Annotated in this window: 26 protein-coding genes; 10 read left to right on the top strand and 16 right to left on the bottom strand. The window is 63.3% G+C overall.

Annotated features, from left to right (window positions below):
* Positions 1 to 84: 84 nt before the first annotated feature.
* From E2A64_RS11400 to E2A64_RS11390, 3 genes are read right to left on the bottom strand one after another with little or no spacing between them, the layout of a single operon-like run.
* The gene (locus tag E2A64_RS11400; RefSeq protein ID WP_133285042.1) at positions 85 to 1989 is read right to left on the bottom strand and encodes an ABCB family ABC transporter ATP-binding protein/permease; all 1905 of its coding nucleotides are present in this window, start codon (positions 1987 to 1989) and stop codon (positions 85 to 87) included.
* Between the two features lie 60 nt (positions 1990 to 2049).
* Positions 2050 to 2406, bottom strand: coding sequence for an ArsR/SmtB family transcription factor (locus E2A64_RS11395; RefSeq protein WP_133284610.1), 357 nt, complete (start codon positions 2404 to 2406; stop codon positions 2050 to 2052).
* A gap of 53 nt (positions 2407 to 2459) precedes the next feature.
* On the bottom strand, positions 2460 to 4079 hold the full coding sequence (locus E2A64_RS11390) for a LysM peptidoglycan-binding domain-containing protein (protein WP_133284609.1): 1620 nt from the start codon (positions 4077 to 4079) through the stop codon (positions 2460 to 2462).
* Between the two features lie 217 nt (positions 4080 to 4296).
* Between E2A64_RS11390 and E2A64_RS11385 the strand changes: the two genes are divergently transcribed.
* On the top strand, positions 4297 to 4920 hold the full coding sequence (locus E2A64_RS11385; protein WP_244598259.1) for an LOG family protein: 624 nt from the start codon (positions 4297 to 4299) through the stop codon (positions 4918 to 4920).
* Between the two features lie 64 nt (positions 4921 to 4984).
* On the opposite strand, the gene rarD is transcribed toward E2A64_RS11385, so the two are convergent.
* The 13 genes from rarD to E2A64_RS11320 form a co-directional block, all read right to left on the bottom strand.
* Entirely contained in the window at positions 4985 to 5920 is a 936-nt protein-coding gene (gene rarD / locus E2A64_RS11380) for an EamA family transporter RarD (RefSeq protein ID WP_133284608.1), read from the bottom strand.
* A gap of 116 nt (positions 5921 to 6036) precedes the next feature.
* On the bottom strand, positions 6037 to 6858 hold the full coding sequence (locus E2A64_RS11375) for a carbohydrate ABC transporter permease (RefSeq protein WP_133284607.1): 822 nt from the start codon (positions 6856 to 6858) through the stop codon (positions 6037 to 6039).
* Positions 6855 to 7730, bottom strand: coding sequence for a carbohydrate ABC transporter permease (locus E2A64_RS11370; protein ID WP_133284606.1), 876 nt, complete (start codon positions 7728 to 7730; stop codon positions 6855 to 6857). The genes E2A64_RS11375 and E2A64_RS11370 overlap by 4 nt, the downstream gene beginning before the upstream one ends.
* Before the next feature lie 75 nt (positions 7731 to 7805).
* The gene (locus E2A64_RS11365) at positions 7806 to 8450 is read right to left on the bottom strand and encodes an MSMEG_1061 family FMN-dependent PPOX-type flavoprotein (RefSeq protein WP_158285748.1); all 645 of its coding nucleotides are present in this window, start codon (positions 8448 to 8450) and stop codon (positions 7806 to 7808) included.
* Between the two features lie 155 nt (positions 8451 to 8605).
* Positions 8606 to 9322 (bottom strand): 3-keto-5-aminohexanoate cleavage protein, encoded by a 717-nt coding sequence (locus E2A64_RS11360; RefSeq protein WP_133284604.1) that lies wholly within the window; start codon positions 9320 to 9322, stop codon positions 8606 to 8608.
* 24 nt (positions 9323 to 9346) lie between these two features.
* Positions 9347 to 10963 (bottom strand): citramalate synthase, encoded by a 1617-nt coding sequence (gene cimA / locus E2A64_RS11355; RefSeq protein WP_133284603.1) that lies wholly within the window; start codon positions 10961 to 10963, stop codon positions 9347 to 9349.
* A gap of 1 nt (position 10964) precedes the next feature.
* On the bottom strand, positions 10965 to 11924 hold the full coding sequence (gene pip / locus E2A64_RS11350; protein ID WP_133285040.1) for a prolyl aminopeptidase: 960 nt from the start codon (positions 11922 to 11924) through the stop codon (positions 10965 to 10967).
* Positions 11917 to 12435 (bottom strand): GFA family protein, encoded by a 519-nt coding sequence (locus E2A64_RS11345; protein ID WP_244598258.1) that lies wholly within the window; start codon positions 12433 to 12435, stop codon positions 11917 to 11919. The genes pip and E2A64_RS11345 overlap by 8 nt, the downstream gene beginning before the upstream one ends.
* The gene (locus E2A64_RS11340; RefSeq protein WP_133285038.1) at positions 12432 to 12914 is read right to left on the bottom strand and encodes a GFA family protein; all 483 of its coding nucleotides are present in this window, start codon (positions 12912 to 12914) and stop codon (positions 12432 to 12434) included. The genes E2A64_RS11345 and E2A64_RS11340 overlap by 4 nt, the downstream gene beginning before the upstream one ends.
* Positions 12911 to 14320 carry a cysteine--tRNA ligase gene (gene cysS / locus E2A64_RS11335; RefSeq protein ID WP_133284602.1) on the bottom strand — a complete coding sequence of 470 codons (1410 nt, stop codon included), beginning with the start codon at positions 14318 to 14320 and terminating at the stop codon, positions 12911 to 12913. The genes E2A64_RS11340 and cysS overlap by 4 nt, the downstream gene beginning before the upstream one ends.
* Before the next feature lie 204 nt (positions 14321 to 14524).
* The gene (locus tag E2A64_RS11330; RefSeq protein ID WP_133284601.1) at positions 14525 to 15148 is read right to left on the bottom strand and encodes a LysE/ArgO family amino acid transporter; all 624 of its coding nucleotides are present in this window, start codon (positions 15146 to 15148) and stop codon (positions 14525 to 14527) included.
* A gap of 11 nt (positions 15149 to 15159) precedes the next feature.
* A complete protein-coding gene (locus tag E2A64_RS11325; RefSeq protein WP_133284600.1) occupies positions 15160 to 15942 on the bottom strand; it encodes an SOS response-associated peptidase in 783 nt (260 codons plus the stop codon).
* 39 nt (positions 15943 to 15981) lie between these two features.
* On the bottom strand, positions 15982 to 16947 hold the full coding sequence (locus E2A64_RS11320) for a cation diffusion facilitator family transporter (protein ID WP_133284599.1): 966 nt from the start codon (positions 16945 to 16947) through the stop codon (positions 15982 to 15984).
* A gap of 81 nt (positions 16948 to 17028) precedes the next feature.
* Between E2A64_RS11320 and E2A64_RS11315 the strand changes: the two genes are divergently transcribed.
* From E2A64_RS11315 to E2A64_RS11275, 9 genes are all read left to right on the top strand, one after another.
* On the top strand, positions 17029 to 17442 hold the full coding sequence (locus E2A64_RS11315; protein ID WP_133284598.1) for a MerR family transcriptional regulator: 414 nt from the start codon (positions 17029 to 17031) through the stop codon (positions 17440 to 17442).
* Between the two features lie 3 nt (positions 17443 to 17445).
* The gene (locus tag E2A64_RS11310; protein WP_244598257.1) at positions 17446 to 17880 is read left to right on the top strand and encodes an NUDIX hydrolase; all 435 of its coding nucleotides are present in this window, start codon (positions 17446 to 17448) and stop codon (positions 17878 to 17880) included.
* Positions 17881 to 17948: 68 nt separating this feature from the next.
* The gene (locus tag E2A64_RS11305; RefSeq protein ID WP_244598256.1) at positions 17949 to 18377 is read left to right on the top strand and encodes a TIGR02301 family protein; all 429 of its coding nucleotides are present in this window, start codon (positions 17949 to 17951) and stop codon (positions 18375 to 18377) included.
* 91 nt (positions 18378 to 18468) lie between these two features.
* Entirely contained in the window at positions 18469 to 18738 is a 270-nt protein-coding gene (locus tag E2A64_RS11300; RefSeq protein WP_133284597.1) for a hypothetical protein, read from the top strand.
* Between the two features lie 87 nt (positions 18739 to 18825).
* Entirely contained in the window at positions 18826 to 19539 is a 714-nt protein-coding gene (locus E2A64_RS11295; protein ID WP_133284596.1) for a hypothetical protein, read from the top strand.
* 79 nt (positions 19540 to 19618) lie between these two features.
* The gene (ygfZ, locus tag E2A64_RS11290; protein ID WP_133284595.1) at positions 19619 to 20455 is read left to right on the top strand and encodes a CAF17-like 4Fe-4S cluster assembly/insertion protein YgfZ; all 837 of its coding nucleotides are present in this window, start codon (positions 19619 to 19621) and stop codon (positions 20453 to 20455) included.
* Positions 20456 to 20466: 11 nt separating this feature from the next.
* Positions 20467 to 21099 carry a YfbR-like 5'-deoxynucleotidase gene (locus tag E2A64_RS11285; RefSeq protein WP_133285035.1) on the top strand — a complete coding sequence of 211 codons (633 nt, stop codon included), beginning with the start codon at positions 20467 to 20469 and terminating at the stop codon, positions 21097 to 21099.
* Positions 21096 to 21617, top strand: coding sequence for a tyrosine phosphatase family protein (locus E2A64_RS11280; RefSeq protein WP_133284594.1), 522 nt, complete (start codon positions 21096 to 21098; stop codon positions 21615 to 21617). Before E2A64_RS11285 ends, E2A64_RS11280 begins: the two co-directional genes overlap by 4 nt.
* Positions 21614 to 22606 carry an NUDIX hydrolase gene (locus E2A64_RS11275; RefSeq protein ID WP_244598255.1) on the top strand — a complete coding sequence of 331 codons (993 nt, stop codon included), beginning with the start codon at positions 21614 to 21616 and terminating at the stop codon, positions 22604 to 22606. The genes E2A64_RS11280 and E2A64_RS11275 overlap by 4 nt, the downstream gene beginning before the upstream one ends.

Genomic DNA, 22606 nt, shown 5'->3' with positions numbered 1-22606 from the left:
ACGATGGAATGAATCATGTATCTCATTCGAGATGCGATCGGTTTCGCCCGCCCTCGAGATCGAGGGCTCGCCGTCCAGCGTCGGCTACTTATCCCCAGCCTCCTCGCCTGCCTTGTGGCGCTCGAATATGCCGTATTCGTCATTCTCCCGCATGCTTTGCAGCCGCGCCTGGACTTCCGTCGCCTCCCTCTGGCGGTCCCACATCGAGGCATAGAGGCCACGCTGGTTCAGAAGCTCGCCATGCGTCCCCCTCTCCTGGATCTCGCCGTCGCGCAGCACGATGATCTCGTCGGCATTGATCACGGTTGAAAGCCTGTGGGCGATCACCAGCGTGGTGCGGCCTTCCGACACGAAGTCGAGTGCGGCCTGGATTTCCTGCTCCGTCGCCGTGTCGAGCGCCGAGGTCGCCTCGTCGAGAATGAGGATCGGCGGCGCCTTCAGGATGGTGCGCGCGATGGCCACGCGCTGCTTCTCGCCCCCCGAAAGCTTGAGGCCGCGCTCGCCGACCATCGAATCGTAGCCCTCCGGCAGCGTCTTGATGAAGTCGCCGATCTGCGCCATTTCCGCGGCCTTTCGGACCTCTTCCTCAGAGGCGCCGGTACGGCCATAGCGAATGTTGTAGGCAATCGTGTCGTTGAACAGCACCGTATCCTGCGGAACCATGCCGATCGCCGCGCGCAGGCTCTTCTGCGTGATGTCGCGCACGTCCTGCCCGTCGACCGTTATCCTGCCTTCCTGCACGTCATAGAAGCGATACAGTAGCCGCGAGATGGTGGATTTGCCTGCGCCCGAGGGACCGACGATCGCAACCGTCTTGCCGGCCGGCACCTCGAAGCCGATGCCCTTGAGGATCGGGCGCTTGGGATCATAGGCGAATTTCACGTTCTCGAAGCGGATGACGCCGTCGGAAACCTTGAGCGGCTGCGCATCGGGCGCGTCCTGCACCTCGGCCTGCACGTCCAGAAGATCGAACATCTGCTCGATGTCGGCGAGCCCCTGCCGGATCTCGCGATAGACGAAACCAATGAAGTTGAGCGGAATCGAAAGCTGCATCAGCATGGTGTTGATAAAGACGAAGTCGCCAAGCGTCTGCTCGCCGCGCTGCACGGCCAGGGCCGACATCACCATCATCACCGCCATGCCGACACCGAAGATCACGCCCTGGCCGAAATTGAGCCAGCCGAGCGACGTCCAGACCTGCGTCGCGGCCTTCTCATACCCCGCCATGGACGCGTCGAAACGGCGCGATTCCATGTCCTCGTTCCCGAAATATTTCACCGTCTCGAAATTCAGCAGCGAGTCGATCGCCTTGGTGTTTGCGTCGGTGTCGGAATCGTTCATCCCCTTGCGGATGCCGATGCGCCAGTCGCTCGCCTTGATCGTGAACCATGAATACAGCACCACCATGATGAGCGTGACCGCCATATAGGCCCAGCCATAGGCGACCGCGAAGATGATCGCCGTCAGTACGAATTCGAGAACCGTTGGCACCGTGTTGAGAATCGTGAAGCGCACGATCGTCTCGATGCCCTTGGTGCCGCGCTCGATGATGCGCGACAGCCCGCCGGTGCGGCGTTCAAGGTGAAACCGCAGCGACAGGCGATGGACGTGCACGAATGTCCGATAGGCGAGTTGACGCACCGCGTGCTGGCCGACGCGGGCAAAGAGCGCATCACGGAGCTGGTTCAGGCCGAGCTGCAGGATGCGCATCAGATTGTAGGCAACCACCAGCATGACCGGCGCTGCCAGCACGCCCGGCAGCCATTCCGGAAGCGTTCCGTCCCGGTCCAGGGAGTCGGTCGCCCACTTGAAGAAATAGGGCACCAGCATGAGGATGATCTTGGCGAGCACGAGATAGAATGTCGCCCATATGACGCGCATCTTCAGGTCCGGCCGATCCGACGGCCACATATAAGGCCACAGATTGACGATCGTCGTCAGCGGATTGCCGGAATCGGCGGAAACGGTCTTGCGGCCAGGGGTCGGCACCGCCTTTGTCTTGGTCTTGCTGGTCAATTCGAAAACTTCCTTGTCAGCCGTTCGAACGGCTCATGTCCCGGTCCTGCCCTTGCCACCGCAGCATCCGCTGCAGACCGACTGGACGATCTGGTCCAGCGATCCGGCCACGGCTGAGAGCGCCTCGGAGTTCAGGCTGTAGCGCGATGCCTGCCTGTCGGGCGTGTAGGTCACGAGACCGGCATCGAGAAGCGTCCTGATATGTTGCGAAACAGTCGACTGGGCGAGCCCGACACGGCCGACCAGATCCTTCACGCAGCACGCATCCCTTTCCCCCAGACAGCGCAGCAGCGCCAGCCGCGCCGGATGCGAGAGCGCGGCCAGTTGCCGGGCGAGCAACTGGTCGTCCGGATCCGAGCATGTGGAGCGTGCGGCGGAATGATGCTTCATCGTTCATCGGCGATAAACGATGAAGCAGGTTTCGTCAAGCGTGGACAGAAAACTCAGTTGGTCGAGTGGCTGCGCTTTTCCATCAGGTCGTGATGCGTCTTTTCCGCATCCTCGTCCCACTTCTCGGGCAGGTTGAAGACCTGTCCGGGCGAGATCCGGTTGGGATCGAGGATCTGCTGCTGGTTGGCGAGATAGATCGTCGTATAGCGCACGCCCTGCCCGTAGGTCCGGCGTGAAATCTGCCAAAGCGTATCGCCCTTGCGGATGATCACCGAACCGGCGGCGGGCGTCAGCGCGTCCTGCTCCACGGTATTGCCGGCCGTTTCGCTTCCGGTCGGCTCCCCGGCTCCGGTTTCGCCGGTTGCAGCAGCCGGATCCGGCTGCTCCGCACTCGCCTGTCCCGCGCCCGAAGTCTCTGCTCCCGGCGCCTTGGCGACGGCTGCGATCCTGTTGCCCGCGGGACGGTTGAACGGCACGACGGCCCGCATCGCGACCTCGCCACCAGCGCCAACGATCTCCGCTGCTATCATGTGATTTCCGACTGACAATTCGGTCTTCGCCTCGACGATGAAGCGACCGCCGCTGCCGGAACGGGTCGAGCCTATCGGGTTTTCGTCGGCCAGGACCCGGATATTGACGCCGGGCGTGGCGGAACCGGCCACATAGACCGTCCCGTCCTCGATCTCGACGGCATCGACGCGGATCGAAACTGCGCCGTCTGCCTTCGGAGCATTGTCCTGCGGCGTTTCGGAAGCGGTGGCTGCGGGGTCGAGCGCGGCCGTCTCCGTTTGCGCCGCGTCACCACCGGCAGCTTTGCCCGCCTCCTTCTGCCCGGCCTCACCCTGAACATCCGGTGCGCTAGCCGCGATATCGTCCGAGCCGGACGCCATTGCCGGCATGCCGGCTTCCGGTGCATCGGCAGTCGCGACCTCCTCGCTGGAGGATTGTGCCGGACCGGCTGCATCGCCCGCGGCCGGCTCATCGCCGTCTTGCGCCTCAGCCTGCCGCTCCTCGACCTGCATGCCGGCATCCGGTTTCACGGACACATTCGGATCGGCCGACGCGACCTCTTCCGGAGCGGCTTCCTTCGGCTTCGGCTGTGTCAGAATGCGAGAGGCTTCGCCGGGCTTGTCCACCATGGCCAGAAGCTGGCCCGCCTCCCCGCGGGGGATGGAGATCGTGGCGATTTCCTCCGACAGGGTCCGGCTCCCGTTGGGAGCGATCGAGCGAAGCTGCAGCTGATAGTCGCCCGGAGCAAGCGGTTTGTCGAGAATGGCCACGAAATCGCCGACCGTCCCGACATCGGCGGAGACAACGGTGTCCTCGCCGCTCACCACATCCACCGCACCGCCAGGGGCAGCCGTACCTGCAATCACCATGGAACCGTCGGGTTCGACGCGAACGAGATCGAAGGCCGGAACAACGGGCTCTTCCGTTTTGTCAGCCGGATCCGCTTCAGGATCGGCGGCGGCAACCTCGGCGTCGCCGGAGGCGGATTCGCCTGCCGCCGTTTCCGTATCGCTGTTCGCATCCTGCCCGCCGGCCGGGACCATGTCGGTCACCGCCGCAGGCTTGCCCAGATGCAGAAGCCGGGGCACACCGAAATAGCCCGCTATGCCCAGCACCACGACGAGGGCGATAACCGCAAAGTAAGTAATCTTGCCGTTCAGCATCTTTGTCTCCGGCGCGGCAGCAGGGCCGCAACTCTCCCTGTCCCGCTGACAGAATTGTCGAAAAAACTAATCGCTTTCGGCGACGCACACAAGAACTGCCGACGCGCCACACCTTGACTCTCCTGGGTTTTTCACGCCCTGGCCGGGTCAAATGGCGCAATTGCGGGAGCTTGCGCTTTTGCTTGACGGAATCCTCCGCCTGATGTTCTTTCGCAGCATGAGCATTCCTTCAGATTCCCCCCACACCAGCATCTGCGTCTATTGCGGCTCCCAGTCCGGCAGAAATCCCGCCTATGGCGAGGCCGCCCGCATTCTCGGCCGGACCATGGCCGCCAACGGCATCGGTCTCGTCTATGGCGGCGGCACCAGGGGCATCATGGGCACGGTGGCCGATGCGGTGATGTCGAACGGCGGAAAGGTCACCGGCATCATCCCCGAATTCCTGATGGACAAGGAAGCCACCCGCCATTCGCTGGGCCAGCTCGACGAACTCGTCGTCACCGCCGACATGCATGAGCGCAAGCACCTTATGTTCGATCGCTCCGACGCATTCGTGGCCCTTCCCGGCGGCATCGGCACGCTCGAGGAAATCATCGAGATCATGACCTGGGCGCAACTCGGACGGCATACCAAGCCGATCGTGCTTGCCGATGTGGGCAACTTCTGGAAACCGCTCGAAAGCCTGATCGATCACATGAAGGACCAGGGCTTCATCCACACCGCACATCTGGTGCAGCCGCTGGTGATCAGCGATCCTGCCGAAATCGTGCCCGCAGTGCTGGACCTGCTTGCACGAACTGCGCCTCAGGAAGGCGTTTCGGAAGTGATCGAAAACCTCTGAAAGCCCGGACCGGCTGGATCGCAGCAGCAAAGCCCATGAAGAGCAGGCGGCCTGCGTTTCACCCTCAGGCGCGCCGCGCCCGATGCTGGCGGAACAATGACACGCTGTAGATCGCAAGAGCCGTCCAGATCAGGACGAAGGCCAGAAGCTTCTCCACGCCGAACGGCTCCTTGAAGACGAAGACCGCGATCAGGAAGATCATGGTCGGCGCGATGTACTGCATGATCCCGATCGTCGAGAGCTTCAGCAGCTTGGCGCCGTTGGCATAGACCATCAGCGGGACCGCCGTGACGACGCCGCAGCCCAGAAGCAGAAGCACGTCCGTCGCGCCTGTCGGGCCGAAATGGCTCTGCCCGGTCGCAACCAGATAGGCGATATAGCCGAGCGCCGGGATGGTCAGCAACAGCACCTCGAGAAAGAAGCCCTGATTGGGGCCGACCGGCAACGTCTTGCGGAAATAGGCGTAAAAACCCCATGACAGCGCCAGGCAGATCGAGACCCACGGCAGACCGCCCGCCTCGTAGCCAAGGACGCAGACGGCCAGAAACGCGATTCCGAGCGCGATCTTCTGCAACATGTCGAGCTTTTCGCCCAGAAGAAGCGCACCGAGAAGCACCGACAGCAGCGGATTGATATAGTAGCCGAGCGCTGTCTCCACCGCCCGTCCCGCACCGATCGCCCAAACGTAGATACCCCAGTTCACCGAGATGATCGACGCCGTCAGGAAACCCATGGCAAGCGTCCGCGGCGTCCTGAGCGCGACCTTGATGTCCGCGGTGCGGCCGAGCCAGATCAGCACGATGCCGGCGAGCGGCACTGACCAGATCACCCGGTGGGCAACCACTTCCGACGCCGGAATATGGGCCACAGCCTTCATGTAGAACGGCAGGAAGCCCCATAGAAGATAGGCCGTGAGCGCGAAGGCGAAACCACGCGGGCTGTCATGGTCGCCGATCTGCTTGGGCGGCGGCGTGAGCGAGGTCTCTTCGGCACTGGTCATGAAATCATCCTGTCGGCGGCGGGCGGCATGGCCTTCCGCAAGCCGACAGCTTTATCCCGCCAGGGCATCACCGGCAATGCGCGGCGCGTGATGGATCCATCAACAACGCTGATGGATCACATGCGGATGACAAATCCCTTGGCGAGATGGTTGCGGACGAAATAGATCATCGCCAGCCCCGGCACGAGCGAGAACACCGTCATCGCCATGACGAGCCCGATATCGGTCTGGAACCCGAAAAGGCTGTTGATCGCCATGGTGATCGGCTTGCCCGCAGTCACCGTCAGGATGCGCGCGAACACCACCTCGACCCACGAAAAGACGAAGCAGAAGAAAGCCGCCACGCCGATACCGGGCGTGATTGCGGGCAATAGCTGGGTGAGAAAGAAGCGCGGCACGGAATAGCCGTCGAGGAACGCTGTCTCGTCGAGCTCGCGCGGGATCGCGGAGATAAAACTCTCGAGAATCCAGATGGCGATCGGGATGTTGAAGAGACAGTGGACGAGCGCGATCCCGACGGGCGAATTGATCAGGTTGAACTTCGCGAACAGAATGAAGACCGGCAGCGACAGCACCACCGGCGGCGTGATCCGGAAGGCGAGCAGCAGGAAGAAGATGTGCCGGTCGCCGACGAACTGGAACCGCGAAAAGGCGTAGGCCGCGGGCAGCGCCGCGATCAGCGTGAGAGCGACGTTGAGCGTTACATAGAGGATCGAGTTGAGGATCGACGAGGTCAGCGCGTCGGATCGGAAGATGTTGAGATAGTTGATCAGGCTGAACTCGCCCTCCGCAAGCCCCTCTCGCGGGATGGTGTTCATGAAGGACAGCATCACCGTCTGGGCGAGCGGCGTCAGGATGAAGAGCGCCAGCGCCAGATAGGCGAGACCGCGTAGGAGCGCACCGCGGCCCGTGCGCGTCCGGGTGACGGGATTGCTCATGCGATCGCCTCGCTCGATGCCCTGCCCCGCCGGTCCATAGCCGTGCGGAAGGCCCAGGCGATCGTCAGCACCATGAGGAAATAGATCACCGAATGGGCCGCCGCCGAGCCGTAGCTGAAACCGTTGATCGCTTCGCCGAGATCGAGCGACAGGAAGGTCGTCGCATTGTCCGGTCCCCCGGCATTGATCCGGAACGCCTCGATATAGATCATGAAACTGTCCATGAAGCGCAACAGAAGCGCCATGAACATGACGTCGGCGATCTTCGGCAGTTCGATATAGCGGAACACCTGATAGCGCGACGCCCCATCGATGGCGGCGGCCCGGTAATAGGCCGGCGGAATCCCCGACAGCCCCGCATAGGCGAGTACGGCCACGAGACCCGTCCAGTGCCACGTATCCATGGCGACAAGAACGATCCAGGTGTGAACGGCATTGAACTTGTAATCGAAGCCGATGCCGAGCTTGGCAAGCGCCATGCCGAGAAGCCCGTTTTCGGTGTTGATGAGGCTTAGCCACATGGTCGGGATCATGTTCCATGGCACCACCAGGGGAACTGCGAGGAGCATCAGAACGAATACGCTCACCCGGCCCGAGCGCCGCAGCAACAGCGCGATGCCGACCCCGAGCGGCATCTGTACCGAAAGCACGATGAGAGAGAACAGGAGACTGCGCCCGAGGCTCGCGTAAAAGCGCTCGGAAGACAGGATTTCACGATACCATTCTCCGCCGATCCAGAAGGCGGAATCGAGCGTGAAGATATCGAAGAAGGAATAGTTGAAGACGGCCACGAGCGGCACGACGCCGGCAAAGCCGAGGATTGCCAGGGCCGGCACAAGATAGAGCCATGCGCCGTTGTTCTGCGGTTTCATCGATACAATCCGGAAAGGGAAACGGGATCGCCGGCCGGCAACCGGTCGGCGGGAGGAACAGGCCGTCAGCCAGGGCTAATAGAGCGTCGTCCTGTTGGCGTTGTCGACATAGGTTTCGAGATCCGGCAGCGGATCGTCGATGGCGCAATGCGCCTTGAGCATCTCTGCCAGGCTCGGAACGTCACTCGCGTCCGGCCAGGCTTCGGGATACCAGGCCCTGGAACGCATGAACGCCTTCGGGCAGTGGCTGAGGAGACGCTGGACGCGCACAAGCGTCACGAGCCCTGCCGGACGGCCGTCGACGGCGAGTTCCTCCGACAGTCTTTCGTCGCGCACGACCGCCCCCTGCCCGCTCACACGCACCGTGTCGTCGACACCCGGGATCATGAAGAGAAGACCAATCGCGCCGTCGGTGAGCACGTTCTCGATATTGTCCATCCGGTTGTTGCCCGGACGATCGGGAATGGCGAGCGTCCTGGAATCGAGAACCTTGACGAAACCGGCCGGATCGCCTCGCGGGGTGAGATCGACACCGCCATCGGCGCGGCGCGTGGCGAGCACGACCAGAGGCGAAGCCGCAATAAACCGCGCAGCCGTCTCGTCGACATGGTCGATCACCTTGCCCGAAGGAAGGCGCCCCGGTGGCGGCACCTGCTCACGCAGCTCCTCGACGGAAGCGATGCGCTGGCCCACCTCCCGGCCAAATACGGTTGTACTCACGGCGTCCTCCTCACGCGCTTCGCTCATAGAGCCAGCATGCGCCGAAATGGATCGCGGTCAAGTCCGCCCGCTGCCCAAAGGTCCCCGCCTCGCCGTCTTTACCCGGATCGCACCTGCGCCCGCGCGCGGTGCCGGACCGCGGGCCGTGACGGGTTTCACTGCCCGCGGCAGATCGCGATTGCCGCCGCGACGAGTGCGCGATTACCCGATGCCTGGCTGCCGTCCGGCATGTGCTTGCCGTCCTCCAGACCGATACGCGTCGACCAGTTGCAGCGCCGTGCCATGCGGACGAGATCCCAGATGGTGGCGTCGAAGCCGTGCAGCAGGATCGGCCTGTTCACCTGGCTGCGGGCGAGAACGGCGGAAATTTCCTCCGCAAGCGCCAGCGCATCGGGCGGGTTCTGCTCGTTGATCTCGATAAGGATGCGCAATGCCGGACGCTGCCGCGCGAGGGAAACGAAGCGCTCGGCGCCCTCGACGGTCGCGATTCCTGCCTCGATGCCCACACCGATCCGGTCCAGAATGTCCATGACGGCAGGCGCATCCGGTTCGGACAGATTAACCGACGCATAATCCGGCAATTCCGACCAGCCGGAAATCAGATCCCGGGTGCGGGCCGCGTCCTTCTCGATCCACGCACCGGTGGAGACGCCGACGAGCGTTCCGGGACAGGCTGCGCGCACCGACGGAATTGTCGCGTTGATGGCCCCCAGGCTTTCAGCCAGATCGGGCCCACGCGGATGGATGTGCAGTTCATTGGCGCCGGTGGCCACGCAAATGGCGGCATCACGGGCAATCGCCTCCGGCGTCAACGGCAATGCGGGATGGTAGCCGGCCGTCCTTGCGCCGTTGAGGCAAGCCTGCACGATCATGGTGCCCTCCCGCTATCCCTTCACTTACTCCGCAGCCACGCGCCCCGCCAGGTCGCGGTTCTTCATCAGCTTGTAGACGATGGAATCCTGCAGCGCCTGGAACGAGGCGTCTATGATGTTGTCGGAAACGCCGACGGTCCACCAGCGCGCACCGGTGCCATCGGAGGATTCGATCAGGACCCGGGTGATCGCCTCGGTGCCTCCGTTGAGGATACGCACCTTGTAGTCGGCAAGCTCCAGATCGGCGATCTCCGCCTGATAGGCCCCCAGATCCTTGCGCATGGCTATGTCGAGCGCATTGACCGGACCATGGCCTTCGGCCACCGACATGTGCTCGGCTCCATCGACCATGATCTTGACCACGGCCTCCGATACCGTGCGCAATTCACCCCTGGCGTCGAACCGGCGCTCGACCATGACCCGGAAGCTCACCACCTCGAAGAAATCCGGCACGCGACCGAGCGTGCGGTGGGCGAGCAGTTCGAAGCTCGCATCAGCGCCCTCATAGGCATAGCCGGTCGCCTCGCGTTCCTTGACGATCTCGATCAGCCGGTCGAGTTTCGGATCGTCCCGGGAAACCGTGATGCCGCGGCGCGCCAGCGCATCGACGAAATTGGACTTGCCGCCCTGATCGGACACCATCACCTTGCGGTAGTTTCCGACGCTTTCGGGCGTGACATGCTCGTAGGTGCGCGGATCCTTGAGAATGGCGGAGGCATGGATGCCGGCCTTGGTCGCAAAGGCCGAAGCACCGACATAGGGCGACTGCGCACCCGGCGACCGGTTCAGCATCTCGTCGAAGGCGTGGCTGAGCGCGGTAATCTCCTTGAGCTTGTCCTGGGAGAGACCGGTATCGAACCGTTCGGCAAAATAAGGCTTGAGCGCAAGCGTCGGGATCAGCGTGATCAGGTTGGCATTGCCGCAGCGTTCACCGATGCCGTTGAGCGTGCCCTGCACCTGCCGCACGCCCGCTTCGATTGCCGCAAGCGAATTGGCGACAGCCTGTCCGGTATCATTATGCGCGTGAATGCCCAGATGATCGCCCGGAATGCCCGCCGCGATCAGCGTCTTGACGATCCCGGCGATTTCGCCCGGCTGCGCGCCGCCATTGGTATCGCACAGCACCACCCAGCGCGCGCCGGCTTCATAGGCTGCCCTGGCACAGGCGATCGCGTAATCCGGATTGGCCTTGTACCCATCGAAGAAATGCTCGCAATCGAGAAGCGCTTCCTTGCCGGACCTGACCACCGCCTCGACGGATTCCCGGATCGAGGCGAGATTGTCCTCATTGGTGATATTGAGCGCGACCTTTACGTGATAGTCCCAGCTCTTGGCGACGAGGCACACCGCATCCGCCTTCGACTGGATGAGCGCGGCAAGCCCCGGATCGTTGGACGCCGACACCCCTGCCCGCTTGGTCATGCCGAAGGCCGTGAAGGATGAATGGCCGGTACGTTTCTTCGCGAAAAAGGCCGTATCCGTCGGGTTTGCGCCCGGATACCCGCCTTCGACATAGTCGATGCCGAAATTGTCGAGCAGCGCCGAAACGGCAATCTTGTCCTCGAGCGAAAAGTCTACCCCGGGGGTCTGCTGGCCGTCGCGCAGGGTGGTGTCGAACAGATAGATGCGCTCCTTGCTCATTCTATTGCGCTCCCTTCGCAAAACGTTCAGTCGCGCGGATCAACTGGTCGAGAATGCCCGGTTCCGAGAACGCATGGCCGGCGCCCTCGATCAGGTGAAAATCCGCCTTCGGCCACGCCTTGTGCAGCTGCCAGGCATATTTTGCCGGGCACGGCATGTCGTAACGGCCATGGACGATCACGCCGGGAATATCGGCAAGCTTGTGCGCGTCGCGCAGCAATTGTCCATCCTCGAGCCAGCCGCCGTGAACGAAATAATGGTTCTCGATCCGCGCGAAAGCGAGCGCAAACCCGTCTTCGCCGAAGTGATCGCTCGTCTGCGGCTCGGGCATGAGCGTGATGGTTTCCCCCTCCCACTTGCTCCAGGCGAGCGCACAGCGCAATTGCTCTGCCGGATCGTCACCCACCAGACGCTTGCGATAGGCCGCCATCAGGTCGCCGCGTTCGCCCTCCGGGATCGGCGCGATGAACTTCTCCCACTTGTCGGGGAACATTTCCGAGACGCCGAACTGATAGTACCAGGACAATTCCGCTTTCGTGAGCGTGTAGACACCGCGCAGGATGAGTTCGGAGACACGCCCGGGATGGGCTTCCGCATAGGCGAGCGCCAGCGTCGAGCCCCAGGAGCCGCCGAAGACCAGCCATTGCTCGAAGCCTGCCATCTCGCGCAGCCGCTCCATGTCGGCGACCAGATGCCAGGTCGTATTGGCCTCCAGCGAGGCATGCGGCGTCGATTTTCCGCAGCCGCGCTGGTCGAACAGGATCACGTCGTAGAGATCGGCGTCGAACAGCCGGCGATGCTGCTCGCTGAAGCCGCCGCCGGGCCCGCCATGCAGGAACACGGCAGGCTTGCCGCCCGGCGTCCCGACGCGTTCCCAATAGATGAAATGCCCTTCTCCCGTATCAAGATGGCCGGAATCGAACGGCTCGATTTCCGGATAAAGGCCCCGCAATTCAGTCATCGGCTTGGACATCTGTCGTCTCATTCTCCTCCGGCCAGCGATCCGTGTCGTGATCGGGATGCTGGTAACTTTGAACTGAGGCGAAGAAAGCGCTCATCTCTTCGCTCTCGAAGGCCGGCTTTTCGAACAGCCTGTCGATCCACGGCAACCGCTGGCGATGGTTGACCTGCACTTGCGGCTCGAACAGCTCGGGATGATCGAAGGAACCGATGCTCAGTTCAAGACCGCCGGGATGGCGATAGGCAAGCGGCGTGCCGCAGTTCCTGCAGAAGCCGCGATGCACCTTCCGGGAGGAGCGGAACCAGGCCGGCTGGCCGCGGGTCCACTGAAGATGCGCCTGGTCCGCGGTCACGAAGGCGCCGAACAGGCTGCCGAACTGTTTCTGGCACATGCGGCAGTGACAGATCGACGGACGCCCCAACCCGCCGGCGCGAAACCGGACCGAGCCGCATTGGCACCCGCCGCTGTGAACCGTTCCGGCGGCCCGCGATGTCTGGGTGTCACCGCTCACGCATTGTCCTCCGTTGGCCACTCGGCGGTATCGCGATCGGGATGCTGGTTGTTGACGAGTTCTGCCAGGAACGGCGCGGCCTCCTCGTCCTCCATTGTATGGCGTTCGGGTAGCGACGGCACCGAATCGCACCAGATCCGCTTGCCCTCGACGCCATAGGCGACGACAGGCGGAAAGCGGTCCGGATCGTCGAAGGCAAGAACGGAGAGCGCCAGCCCGTCGGGCGCCTCGTAGGCCAGCGGCGTGCCGCAGGCGCTGCAGAACCCGCGCCGCGCCGCGTTCGAGCTCTGGAACCATGCGGGCCGGCCGCGCGTCCATTCCACCTCGAAACCACGCACCGAAACGAGCGCCAGAGCGTGGGAAGCCGAGGCCTTCTGGCACATGCGGCAATAACACACCGAGGAATCGGCCGGTGTTCCCTGCACCCGGAACCGCACCGCTCCGCACTGGCATCCGCCGCTATGCGTTTCGGACGTCACCGCTTCATCTCCCACGTCGTCGTCCGCTCGCCGGTTTCCGGATCCTTTCCGTCCTTCAGCTGGATCCCCTTGGCAGCAAGATCGTCGCGGATCTTGTCCGCATCGCCCCAGTTCTTCGCCTTGATCATCTCGAGCCGCATGTCGACAAGCGCGCCGACGGCTTTCGCCAGATCGTCGTTCACCTCGACCTGTGCGGGCAGAACACCGAGCAGCGCCGCGCTGGCGGCAAATTCGGGCGCACCGGAGGTCGCCAGATGATGCAGGGCCTGGATGGCGGCCACGGTGTTGAGATCGTCCGCAAGTGCTGCGATCACGCTCGGATGCACACCAGCCGAGGCATCCCCGCCCGCGGGCCATTTGGCGAGCATGCGTTCGGCCTCCTCCAGCCGCTTGGCGGAAAAGTCGATCGGCTCGCGATAATGCGTCATCAGCATGGCAAGGCGCAGCACCTCGCCCGGCCATTTCCGGCCCGCGAAGGTCTCCGTCTCCAGAAGCTGGGCGATGGTGTAGAAATTGCCGAGGCTCTTGGACATCTTCTGCCCTTCGACCTGCAGGAAACCGTTGTGCATCCAGACATTGGCCATCCGGCTGTTGCCATGGGCGCAGGTCGACTGGGCAATCTCGTTTTCGTGGTGCGGGAAGATCAGGTCCAGCCCGCCGCCGTGAATGTCGAAGGTCTCGCCCAGATGCGCTTCGCTCATCACCGAGCACTCGATGTGCCAGCCGGGACGGCCATGGATGGCGACTGCCTTGCCGCCTTCCGAGAAGGCGCCTTCCCAGCCCGGCTCGTCGGCGGCGGATTCCTTCCAGAGCACGAAGTCCGCCGGGTTCTTCTTGTGCGCCTCGATGGCCACCCGCGCCCCGGCCTGCTGGTCTTCCAGCTTGCGGTTCGACAATTTGCCGTAACTCGGCATCGAGCCGACGGAGAAGAGCACCTCGCGCCCTTCCTTGCCCTCGGCCAGATAGGCATGGCCGCGCTCGATGAGCGTCTGGATCATCCCGACCATGCCGGCGATATGGGCTGTTGCCCGCGGCTGCACGGTGGGCTCCAGGCAGCCGAGTGCGGTGACGTCGGTCATGTACTGCTCGGCGGTGCGGCTGGTGACTTCCGCAATCGCGTCATTGAGCGGCAGGTTGGGGTGATCGCGCAACGCCCGCGCATTGATCTTGTCGTCCACGTCGGTGATGTTGCGCACATAGGTCACATGATCCGGGCCATAGACGTGGCGCAGCAGCCGGAAGAGCACGTCGAAGACGATCGCCGGGCGCGCATTGCCGATATGGGCATAGTCGTAGACGGTGGGCCCGCACACATACATGCGCACGTTCTCGCGATCGATGGGGGCAAAATCCTCCTTCGTCCGTGTGAGCGTATTGTGGAACCTGAGCGTCGGTGTCTCGGTCATTTCTGACATAAATCCCCTAATGCCGGCCTCCCGCTGGCCGGGTCGGTTTTCATGTCGAACGAGGAGACGAAAACGGCCGAGCCAGCGATGGGGCTAGCTGATAATGATCCGGCAAATGCAGATGGCAGTGGCGCCAAACGTTTTCATGCTCGTCTTATGGCGCGTCGCTGCTGAACGGTCAAGATGTCTGCAAGACCCGGCTTGTCAACCGGCGAAGAAGCGGTGGACGAGCGAGGCGGAAAGCCCAGCCATGACGAGCGCGATGACCAGATCGAGCACCCGCCAGGCTGAGGGCCTGGCAAACAGCGGCGCGAGCAGCCGCGCCCCGTAGCCCAGGCCGAAAAACCAGACGAAGGATGCCGTCATGGCACCGATCGCATAGGCCAGACGCGCCTCCCCTTCGAAGCGCGCCGACAGACTGCCAAGAAGAAGAACGGTGTCGAGATAGACATGCGGGTTGAGAAAGGTGAAGGCGAGACAGGTGGCGATTGCCGCCTTGAGCGAGAGGCCGTCTTCATTGGCCGCCTTCATCGCTTCGGGGTGGAGCGCGCGGCGAAAGGCCAGAACCGCGTAGCATGCCAGAAACACCGCGCCCCCGAGCGTGACGACGGCAAGCAGAAGCTTCGATCCCGCGATCAAGGCGCCCAGGCCGGCAACCCCGAGCGCGATCAGGAAGGCATCCGAGAGCGCGCAGATGAAGCACAGGATCAGGACATGCCGCCGCAACAGCCCTTGCCGCAGGATGAACGCGTTCTGCGCACCGATGGCGATGATCAGGGATGCGCCGAGCAGAAAGCCGGAAAGCGCCGGGGAGAGAAGGACTGGCATGGAGACTTCGATCAGAAAAGCTTGAGTTGATCGGGCGGACTGGCTGGCTTGACGGCCCTGGGTTCCGCTCTGCTATCGACCGGTTTGCGGCTCTCGGCAACCCGTTCCTGCAAATCCGGGCCTGCATTGACGACCTTGTTGACCCGGTCGGACACCTCGATCGCCTCGAAGAAGCCCTGATCCGCGGGCTTCAGAAGATCGGCCACATCGCGAGGTTCACCCGTCTTGCAATCGAGCCAGCGCTCGAAATCCTGCGGACCGATCACCACTGGCATGCGGTCGTGGATGGGCGCGATTGCCGCATTGGCGCCTGTCGTCAGGATCGCGCCGGTATCGATCTCGGCGCCGTCCGGTGTCATGTAGGTCTCCATCAGCCCGGCGAATGCAACGATGCCGCCTTGCGCCGGGCGGATCCAGTAGGGAACCGGCTTTTCCTTCAGCTCCTTCGGCGGGCGATGCCACTCGTAAAAGCCCGAAGCCGCGATCAGCACACGGCGATGACGCATGGCCGCGCGGAACGAGGCTTTCTCCGCCGCCGTTTCCGAGCGCGCATTGATGAGAAGCGGAAACTTTTCCAGATCCTTGACCCATGACGGGATCAGCCCCCAGCGCACCAGGAGCGGCCGACGATTCGAGCGGTTGTCGCCCGGTGCGCGCGAAATGTCCCCGGCGATGATCAGGATCGGCTGCGTCGGCGCGATGTTGTAGCGCGGCGGAAAGTCATCGACCGCTTCGAGATCGAAGAAATCCGCCACCTCCTCCGGCGAAGCCGTCAGCGAAAACCGTCCGCACATCGCCTCTCGTCCTTCTCCGCTTACGCAGTCTTCGCCTGCTCAGTGCTCATGGTCATCATGTCCGCCATGGGCAGAACCGTGCGCGTGCGCTCGCGGATGACCTATCAGCTGCGTGTTTTGACAGGCATGGCGCGTGCGCTCAAGCTCGAAGGTCGTGTGCGAGACTTCAAACCGCTCGGCCAGCACGTCCCTCGCCTGGGTACGGATCTGCTCCGCCTCGTCCCACAGATGGTCGGCGATCACCAGATGCGCGTCGAGCGCGACCTCGTGTTCCTGCATCTGCCAGAAATGCATGTGATGGACATCGTGCACGCCATCGACGTCGCGCAGGGCTTCGACCAGCTCCATGCTTCGGGTCTCCGGCGGGCTGCCCAGCATGAGAATACGGATCACCCCGCCGATTTCGGCGAAGGATTGCCAGAGAATGTAGCCCGCAATCAGCAGCGTGACGGCCGGATCGATCAGCCGCCAGTCATAAAGGAGGATAAGCGTGCCCGCGAAGATGACCGCAACCGAGCCAAGCGCATCGGCAACATTGTGCAGAAAGGCGGCGCGGATGTTCACGCTCGATTTCGACATGGCGAAGGTGAGCGCGGCCGTCACGAGATCGATGATCAACGCAACGACGGCGATGATGACGACGAGCCAGCCGTCCACGTCCTGCGGACTGAAGAAACGCTCGATCGCCTCGAAGGCAAGATAGAGCCCGATCACGATGAGCGTCGTGTAGTTGACGAGAGCCGCCACCACTTCGGCCCGGCCATAGCCGAACGTCATGGTTTCATCTGCCGGACGCCGGGCGATCTTGCGCGCGGCAAACGCGATGATCAGCGATATCGCATCGGAAAAATTGTGAAGCGCATCGGCGATGAGTGCGAGACTGCCCGCGAAGATGCCGCCGACGGCCTGGGCTACCGTGAGTGCCATATTGACGACGATCGCCCAGAAGACACGTGCGTCTCCGGCATCAGGATCGACGTGATGGTGATGATGGTGGCCGCCCATGGGGAATTCCTTCGCAGCTATTGAATACACTTCGCGCCCCTTGTAATTCCTCTAGCCACTAGAGCTTCAAGGGGATGTGCGATGTTTTCCATCGGCGAGGTGTCCAGGCGGACCGGCATCAAGGTTCCGACCGTCCGATACTATGAACAAATGGGGCTGATCGCCGCGCCGGAAAGGTCTTCCGGCAATCAGCGACGCTATGACCGGAACACCCTCCGGCGCCTCGAATTCATCCGCCATGCTCGCGAACTCGGCTTTTCGCTCGACGATATCCGCGATCTCCTGCGCATGAGCGAGGGCGCCGGCACGCCCGCCCATGACGACGTGCACCGCATCGCCGGGGAACATCTCCGCGCCGTTCGCGCACGCATCGAAAGGCTCAAGCGGCTGGAGGCCGAACTGACGCGCATCTCGTCCTGCAAGGCCGGGACATTGTCGGACTGCGCCGTCCTCGAGACACTGTCCGATCACGCCCTGTGCATAGGCGAGCATTAAGCCATGACCGAGATCGAGGTTCCCCTGAACACAGAGACCCCACGCGCGGTCTCGGCCATCGTCCGTCGCGGCGAGCACTACCTGCTGGTCTTGCGCGCCAACCCGCCGGCCCGCAACATGTACGCCTTTCCGGGGGGACGGGTCGATCCGAACGAGGATGCAAAGACCGCGGCGATGCGCGAGCTGGCCGAGGAGACGGGGATCATCGCCACCGAAGCCCGCGCCTACGCGACCTACGACCTGACCGCGGATCGGCAGGCGGATGAACCGCACTACCATCTCACCGTGTTCGAGGTGACCGAACCCGGGACGGTCGAGCCGGTGGCGATGGATGATGCGGCCGCCCTCGGCTGGTTTCGCATCTCCGAGACCGGGAAGCTTTCCATGCCCGCTTCGATGCATGCCTGTTTTGCCAAGCTCGCCGCCGGCCGGGTGTGAGCGAAAGAGCCACAATCACCTTAATCCTGACCATTCCGCTGATCCGCGAACTGGTTTATACGGCATGCATGAGTACACGGGTTTTCAGCGCCGCGGCAGCGCTCGGCATGTTTGCGTTCGTCGGCATCGGCGTTGTCGATGCGGCGAAGGCACAATCCGTTTCCACCGCCACCCCGGCCGAAGTGACGGGTGCTACCCGCTACGACAAGAAATTGCTCCGACTTGCGGAAATCCTCGGATCACTTCAATATCTTCGCAATCTCTGCGGCGAAACGGGGGAGTCGGTCTGGCGCGAGACGATGGAGAAGCTTCTGGATGCCGAGGCGCCAGATGATGAACTTCGTCACGAACGCCTGACGGCCGGCTACAATCGGGGCTTCAGGACATTCGCATCGGTCTACACCAGCTGCTCGGATGCAGCGGTCGAAGCCGAGGCCAGATACCGCGGCGAAGGTGAATCGCTGACAGCAGACATTGTGGCCAGATATGGCAATTGAGCCTCTGTTAACCATTTGTGCGACGACGCGTGCCGGTTTCGCACAACTTGTGTTAGGCTCGTTAACGATAAGGTAAGAATCGGCAGGACGCATGACCCAGAACACACACTATCCCGCCGGGGATCTCGACGAGCTGATCGTCCAGGAAAAGATGCAGGTCGCTCTGGAATACCAGACCGATGCGTGGGCCGAAGGTGTCGCCGAAGGGATCGAACCCGAGATCCTCGCCGATGCCGCTGTGACGATGGCGCTCAAGGAAACGGTGCGGCTGCTCGGTGAAGAGCGGGCAGACCATCTGATTTCGGAAATGCGACAGCGTGTTCTTTCCGGCGAGTTCTCCCCGGACCGAACCCTGCAATAAACTCTGACGGAGGCTGCGGTGGCCCGCCCGTGTCGTGCGACATCTGTTGTGATTCGCGCCCTCCCTGCCCTTTTTGCCTGCCTCGTGATGACGGCAGCTCCAATCCCTGCATTCGCACTTTCGGAAATCAAGCCGTCGAAACCGGCCGCTGACGAGGCGGCGCCGCTCGGCGAAGCCGTCGACCGTCCCGCCGAAGCCCCTGCGACACCCAGGCCGTTGCCGCCGCTGGAAGGTCCCGAATCCGGTCCCGATGGCGGATTGCCTGATCCCGCGCCGGCCATACGCCGCCTGCCGGGCGACGACGACACGCTGGTCACCGAACAGGAACGTCCGGCCTACGAGGTTCTCCGCGATTTGGCCGAACTGCCGGCGCCGACCGCGCGGATGCGCGAACTGATCATCCAGGCGGCAAGGACCGGCGACATCGAGCGCCTTCGCGCGCTCCTGGGCACTGGTTCCTCGGCCACGCAGCTGAGCATTTCGGGGACCGAGGAGGACCCGATCCAGTATCTCAAGTCGATTTCGGGCGACGGCGACGGCATCGAGCTTCTCGCCATCATGCTCGACGTCCTCGATTCAGGCTTCGTCCATGTCGACGAGGGCGGCGCCAACGACCTCTATATCTGGCCCTATTTCGTCGCCAGCGATCTCAACGCGCTGACGCCCGAGGAGACCGTGGACCTGTTGCGCATCGTCACGGCGGGTGACCTGGAGGACATGCGGAACTTCGGTGCCTACAACTTCTTCCGTGTCGGCATCTCTCCGGACGGCGAGTGGCGCTTCTTCATCTCGGGCGACTGATTTCGGCGCATCCGCCGACCTTGCCCGGGATCGCGATTGTCCCTACGTAGGGCTTCAAACCGCCTGAGGAGATTCCGCTTTGCCCACCGTCCATTTGACCGAGCGCAGACTGATCGAGATCGGGGGCGAGGAAGCCACTGATTTTCTTGAACGTCTGGTAACCGCGGACGTCGAGGGACTGGGCGAAGGCAAGGCCCTCGCCTGTGCGCTCCTGACGCCGCAGGGCAAGATCCTGTTCGACTTCGTGATCTCGAAAGCCGGCGGGGTTTTCCTCGTCGACATCCGTGCCGATCAGGTCGCCGATTTCATCCGCCGTCTCACCCTCTATCGCCTGCGCGCGAAGGTGACGTTCGACGAAAAGCCCGGCACCGGCGTCTATGCGATCTGGAACGAGGACGGACGCGATGGCGCAATAGTCGACACGCGCTTTCCGGAACAGGCCGGGGTTGCCCGCGCTTATGGCGAACTTTCCGCCGACGCCTCCCTCGCCGACTGGAACCTGGTGCGCATTTCCCACGGCGTGGCCGAGTCTGGCAGCGACTACGAACTCTCCGACGCCTTTCCGCACGACGTGCTGATGGACCTCAACGCGGGTGTCGACTTCTCCAAGGGCTGCTTCGTCGGCCAGGAAGTCGTCTCGCGCATGAAGCACCGCAAGACCGCGCGCCGCCGGGTGGCGATCGTGACCGGCGACGCGCCTCTTCCGGCTTCCGGCACGTCCATCGAGGCGGATGGCAAGCCGGTCGGCACCCTCGGCACGGTCGAGGGAAACAAGGCGCTCGCCATCGTCCGTATCGATCGGATCGCGGATGCCCTGGCCGAAGATCTGGCCATGACCGCCGATGGCGTGGCTGTTTCGGTGACACTTCCCGAATGGTCGGGCCTGACCTTCGAAGCCCAGAGCGGCGGAGACTGAGAATGGCCAGAATGCCCACCGACGCCCGAGCCTGGCAGCGCATGCTCTCGGGCCGCAGGCTGGACCTGCTCGACCCGTCGCCCGTCGATGTGGAACTCTCCGACATAGCCCACGGGCTCGCCCGGGTGGCACGCTGGAACGGCCAGACATCGGGCGATCACGCCTTCTCGGTCGCCCAGCATTCCCTTATGGTCGAGGCGATTGCCGCACGCATCTGTGGCGACTACACGCCGGATATCGCCCTTATGACCTTGCTCCACGATGCCCCCGAATATGTGATCGGCGACATGATCTCGCCCTTCAAGGCGGTCGTCGGCGGCGGCTACAAGGATGTCGAGGCGCGGCTGACCGGCGCGATCCACATCCGCTTCGGCCTGCCGGCCGTCACCCCGGCGAAGATCAAGACGATGATCAAGAAGGCCGACACGATCTCCGCCTATTACGAGGCGACCGAGCTTGCGGGCTTCACCTCGAAGGAAGCCCAGACCTTCTTCGGTCAGCCGCGCAACATCACCCGCGACATGCTCGACATCGACCCGATGCCGACGCGTGAAGCCGAAACCCGTTTCCGGGACCGCTTCAACGAGATCGAGGCCTTGCGGCTGGCCAGGACCGCCGAAAGCAAGGGAGCGGCCGGCAAATGAGCTATCTTCTCGTATGTCGTCTGGATCAGATTGCCGAAGCGGCGGTCAGGCATGGCGCCCGCGAGATGATCAGCCTCATCGCCCCCGGCCAGAACTTTCACCGTCCCGCGGTGATCGACCCGGAGCGGCACCTCAATCTCGCCGTCAACGACATTGCCGCCGAAACCGACGGGCTCGTCGCTCCCGCAATGCGCCATGTCGAGCGCGTGATCGATTTCGCCAGGAACTGGGACCGCGCCTCGCCTCTTCTCATCCACTGCTGGTTCGGCATCTCGCGCTCGCCCGCGGCAACGATCATCGCCTCTCTCGCCCTCGCCCCGGATCAGGATGACGCGGCCATTGCCCGCCGCATGCGCGCCGCCAGTCCCTATGTGACACCCAATCCCGGCATCATCGCGATCGGCGACGAACTGCTCGGCCGCAGCGGGCGGCTGATCGCAGCCGTTGAGGCGATGGGGCGCGGCGCGGAAACGAGCCAGGGCGACATTTTCCGTTTCGACGTCACGGAAGCCGGGTGACGTCGGTGGTCAGGAGCTTTTCGACCCCGGTCAACATCGCGCTCAATGCGGCCATAGTCACGGTGACCGATGCCTCGCCACGTATTCTCTGCATGCCCGGCAGACCCGAGACCGGCAACAGCGACGGCCTTCCCTTCGGCGCCTTCGACCCGGCCAGCCATCGCACCTTCGAAAGCGGCCTGCGCGAGAGCGTGGAAAGCCTCACCGCCCTCACCCTGGGCTATGTCGAACAGCTTTACACATTCGGCGATCGGGGGCGTCACCGGGTGGACGGCGGCGAAGGCGGCCATCCGGTTTCGGTCGGCTATCTCGCCCTGACCCGCATCGACAAGCAGGCGGCCGAAGCGATCTCCGGCACCGGTGCGCGCTGGCGCGGCTGGTACGACTTCTTTCCGTGGGAAGACTGGCGGTACGGACGCCCCGAGCTTCTCGACACGCTCATCCTGCCACGGCTGAGCGCCTGGGCGGTGGACGCCCAAAGCCTGGAGATGACCAGCCGACATCAGTCGCGCATCCGCCTCGCCTTCGGCATCGGCGATTTTCCCTGGGACGAAGAGCGCGTGCTCGACCGCTACGAACTTCTCTATGAAGCGGGTCTCTTGGAGGAAAGCGTCGCCGACGGACGCTACGCGACGACCGGCCTTGTCCGCCCCCTCGGCGGGCAGATGCAGTATGACCACCGGCGCATTGCCGCGACCGCCATCGCCCGGCTGCGCGCCAAGATCAAATACCGTCCGGTGATCTTCGAATTGATGCCGCCCGAATTCACCCTGACCGAGCTGCAGACCACGGTGGAGGCGATTGCCGGACGGCATCTGCACAAGCAGAATTTCCGCCGTCTGGTAGAAGGTGCCGAACTTGTCGAAGCCACCGGCGAAAGCTCGTCGCGTACCGGCGGACGTCCGGCGGCGCTCTATCGCTTCCGCTCGCAGATTCTCGAGGAACGCCCCGCCCCGGGCCTGCGCTTCGGCGGACGCGCGGGCAGCTGA

Source organism: Pseudohoeflea suaedae (genome assembly GCF_004354915.1).
Classification (GTDB): Bacteria; Pseudomonadota; Alphaproteobacteria; order Rhizobiales; family Rhizobiaceae; genus Pseudohoeflea; species Pseudohoeflea suaedae.
Note: the sequence above shows the minus strand (reverse complement) of the source record. Positions and strands in the feature narration are given on the sequence as shown.

Coding starts and splice junctions, on each gene's coding strand:
- E2A64_RS11395 (WP_133284610.1), bottom strand. CDS start 2,406: ATGAAGCATCATTCCGCCGCACGCTCCACATGCTCGGATCCGGACGAC.
- E2A64_RS11390 (WP_133284609.1), bottom strand. CDS start 4,079: ATGCTGAACGGCAAGATTACTTACTTTGCGGTTATCGCCCTCGTCGTG.
- E2A64_RS11385 (WP_244598259.1), top strand. CDS start 4,297: ATGAGCATTCCTTCAGATTCCCCCCACACCAGCATCTGCGTCTATTGC.
- rarD (WP_133284608.1), bottom strand. CDS start 5,920: ATGACCAGTGCCGAAGAGACCTCGCTCACGCCGCCGCCCAAGCAGATC.
- E2A64_RS11375 (WP_133284607.1), bottom strand. CDS start 6,858: ATGAGCAATCCCGTCACCCGGACGCGCACGGGCCGCGGTGCGCTCCTA.
- E2A64_RS11370 (WP_133284606.1), bottom strand. CDS start 7,730: ATGAAACCGCAGAACAACGGCGCATGGCTCTATCTTGTGCCGGCCCTG.
- E2A64_RS11360 (WP_133284604.1), bottom strand. CDS start 9,322: ATGATCGTGCAGGCTTGCCTCAACGGCGCAAGGACGGCCGGCTACCAT.
- cimA (WP_133284603.1), bottom strand. CDS start 10,963: ATGAGCAAGGAGCGCATCTATCTGTTCGACACCACCCTGCGCGACGGC.
- pip (WP_133285040.1), bottom strand. CDS start 11,924: ATGACTGAATTGCGGGGCCTTTATCCGGAAATCGAGCCGTTCGATTCC.
- cysS (WP_133284602.1), bottom strand. CDS start 14,320: ATGACCGAGACACCGACGCTCAGGTTCCACAATACGCTCACACGGACG.
- E2A64_RS11330 (WP_133284601.1), bottom strand. CDS start 15,148: ATGCCAGTCCTTCTCTCCCCGGCGCTTTCCGGCTTTCTGCTCGGCGCA.
- E2A64_RS11325 (WP_133284600.1), bottom strand. CDS start 15,942: ATGTGCGGACGGTTTTCGCTGACGGCTTCGCCGGAGGAGGTGGCGGAT.
- E2A64_RS11320 (WP_133284599.1), bottom strand. CDS start 16,947: ATGGGCGGCCACCATCATCACCATCACGTCGATCCTGATGCCGGAGAC.
- E2A64_RS11315 (WP_133284598.1), top strand. CDS start 17,029: ATGTTTTCCATCGGCGAGGTGTCCAGGCGGACCGGCATCAAGGTTCCG.
- E2A64_RS11310 (WP_244598257.1), top strand. CDS start 17,446: ATGACCGAGATCGAGGTTCCCCTGAACACAGAGACCCCACGCGCGGTC.
- E2A64_RS11305 (WP_244598256.1), top strand. CDS start 17,949: ATGAGTACACGGGTTTTCAGCGCCGCGGCAGCGCTCGGCATGTTTGCG.
- E2A64_RS11300 (WP_133284597.1), top strand. CDS start 18,469: ATGACCCAGAACACACACTATCCCGCCGGGGATCTCGACGAGCTGATC.
- E2A64_RS11295 (WP_133284596.1), top strand. CDS start 18,826: ATGACGGCAGCTCCAATCCCTGCATTCGCACTTTCGGAAATCAAGCCG.
- E2A64_RS11285 (WP_133285035.1), top strand. CDS start 20,467: ATGCCCACCGACGCCCGAGCCTGGCAGCGCATGCTCTCGGGCCGCAGG.
- E2A64_RS11280 (WP_133284594.1), top strand. CDS start 21,096: ATGAGCTATCTTCTCGTATGTCGTCTGGATCAGATTGCCGAAGCGGCG.